At 68.1% G+C, this 2,176-nt stretch carries 2 protein-coding genes and 1 pseudogene; 1 reads left to right on the top strand and 2 read right to left on the bottom strand.

The window, feature by feature from the left end; translation table 11 throughout:
• Positions 1–13: 13 nt before the first annotated feature.
• Complete coding sequence (locus VLK61_RS23515) at positions 14–1,063, bottom strand: ABC transporter substrate-binding protein (RefSeq protein WP_325424525.1); 1,050 nt, start codon at positions 1,061–1,063, stop codon at positions 14–16.
• 59 nt (positions 1,064–1,122) lie between these two features.
• Here VLK61_RS23515 and VLK61_RS23510 point away from each other — a divergent pair, with 59 nt between their 5' ends.
• Positions 1,123–1,872, top strand: a complete 750-nt coding sequence (locus tag VLK61_RS23510) for an SDR family oxidoreductase (protein ID WP_325424523.1) — start codon at positions 1,123–1,125, stop codon at positions 1,870–1,872.
• Between the two features lie 52 nt (positions 1,873–1,924).
• Here VLK61_RS23510 and VLK61_RS23505 read toward each other — a convergent pair.
• Positions 1,925–2,176: pseudogene (locus VLK61_RS23505) on the bottom strand (hypothetical protein); the annotation flags it as partial.

The following is a 2,176-nucleotide window of genomic DNA, read 5'->3' as shown; positions in this document are numbered from 1 at the left end:
GCGGGGAGGCCATTCAGGGCTTCGGGTACTTCGCGTTCGCGACCTTGACGAAATCGTTGGTGTAGACGGCCTTCAGGTCGACGGTGGCCTTCGCGACCTCCGGGTCGATGCTGGCCAGCGCGCGGCGTGCTGTTTCGGGTCCGGCCTCAGGGAACATGCCGTCGGGCGACAGCGCGCCCTTGGCCGCCAGGAAGGCATCGATGTAGACCGCGCGGTCACCGAGCAGGTAGCTTTCCGGCACGGTCTTGATGATCTCGCCGGGGCCGGCGGCCTGGATCCATTTGTCGGCGCGCACGATGGCATTCACCAGCGCCTGCACCGTCTTCGGGTGTTTGTCGATGAAGGCCTGCGCCAGGTACAGGCAACCTGCCGGCATCGGGCCGCCGAAGACCTTCTCGGACTCGGCGACGATGCGCGTGTCGGAGACGATCTTCAGGTCGTTCGAGCGCAGCAGCAGCGAGATCACCGGGTCGAGGTTGGAGATCGCGTCGATCTGGCCCGAGCGCATCGCCGCCACCGCGCCATTGCCGGCGCCCACGCCGATGATGCTGACATCGCTGGGCTTCAAGCCCGCCTTCGCCAGCACGAAGTTGGTCATCACGTTGGTCGAGCTGCCCGGCGCGGTGACGCCGATCTTCTTGCCCTTCAGATCGGCCACGGTCTTGAAGCCGGACATGGTCTTGGGGTTCACACCCAGCACGATCTGCGGCGCGCGGCCCATCAGCACCACGGCGCGCAGCTTCTGGCCCTTGACCTGCATGTTGACGGTGTGCTCGAAGGCGCCGCTGACGACATCGGCGCTGCCGCCGACCAGCGCGCGCAAGGCCTGCGAGCCGCCGGCGAAATCGACGATCTGCAGCTCCAGCCCTTCGGCCTTGAAGTAGCCCAGCTGTTCGGCAATCGTCAGCGGCAGGTAGTACAGCAGGTTCTTGCCGCCCACCGCCAGCGTGAGCTTGGGTTTCTCCACGGCTTGCGGATTCACCGAGGCTTGCGCGTGCACGAAGGCCGGTGCGGCCAGCAGCGACGGGGCGGCAGCGATCAGGGTACGGCGGCGAAGACTCATGGTGGGCAGCAGCATCAGGGACGGGACCGGCGACTGTACCGAAGCGCCACAATCGACGCATGAGCACATCCCCCCTCCTGATCACCGGTGCCGGCCGAGGCATCGGCGCCGCCACCGCGCTGCTGATGGCCGGGCGCGGTCATGACATCGCGATCAATTACCGGCGCGACGCCGCGGCCGCGGACGCACTGGCTCAACGCATCCGCGCGATGGGCCGGCGCGCGATCACGCTGCCCGCCGATGTCGCCGACGAAGCCGCGGTGCACGCGATGTTCCGCCGCATCGACGAGGAACTCGGCCCGCTGGGCGGGCTGGTCAACAACGCCGGCATCGTCGCGATGAAAGCGCGGCTGGACGAGATGGACATCGCGCGCTGGCGCCGCATGCTGGACATCAATGTGCTGGGCACGATGCTGTGCTCGCAGCTGGCGGTGCGGCGCATGAGCACACGCCATGGCGGCACGGGTGGCGCCATCGTCAACCTGTCCAGCATGGCCGCGGTGCTGGGCTCGCCGGGCATGTATGTCGACTATGCGGCGAGCAAGGGCGCGATCGACAGTTTCACGATCGGCCTGGCCCGTGAACTGGCCACCGAAGGCGTGCGCGTGAACGCCGTGCGGCCCGGCATCATCGAGACCGAGATCCATGCCGATGGCGGCGAGCCGGATCGTGCGCAGACTTCGGCCGGCCTGATCCCGATGAAACGGCCGGGTCGCGCGGACGAGGTGGCCGCGGCGATCGGCTGGCTGCTGTCCGACGAAGCCAGCTACACGACCGGCGCGATCGTCGACGTCAGCGGCGGAAGGTAGTGTCGGCCCCGGCCGCCGCAGCGATGCGCGGCGGCCCGACACCGCCGCGCGATCAGAACCGCAGTTCCACCCGCAAGCTGGCCGTGGTGTAGCTGCGGGTGACCGTGTCCTGCGACTGCGCACTGCCATCGGACAGCAGCGTGGTGCTGCCGGTGTCGAAGTCGCGTGCCGAGGCATTGGCGACCGACAAGCGCGCGCTCGCCGCCGGGTTGAAGCGCCACAGCGCAAACGCGTCGACGACCCGCTTCACACCTTGCCGGTAGACCTGCGAATCGATCTGCTGGATCACGAAGGACGGCGTGAA

Source organism: Aquabacterium sp. (assembly GCF_035476535.1).
Classification (GTDB): Bacteria; Pseudomonadota; Gammaproteobacteria; order Burkholderiales; family Burkholderiaceae_C; genus Pseudaquabacterium.
The sequence above is the reverse complement of the archived record's forward strand: the minus strand, read 5'-3'. Positions and strand labels throughout refer to the sequence as shown.

Bases quoted from the DNA above. Each gene is read 5' to 3' on its own strand.
- VLK61_RS23515 (WP_325424525.1), bottom strand. From the start codon at position 1,063: ATGAGTCTTCGCCGCCGTACCCTGATCGCTGCCGCCCCGTCGCTGCTG.
- VLK61_RS23510 (WP_325424523.1), top strand. From the start codon at position 1,123: ATGAGCACATCCCCCCTCCTGATCACCGGTGCCGGCCGAGGCATCGGC.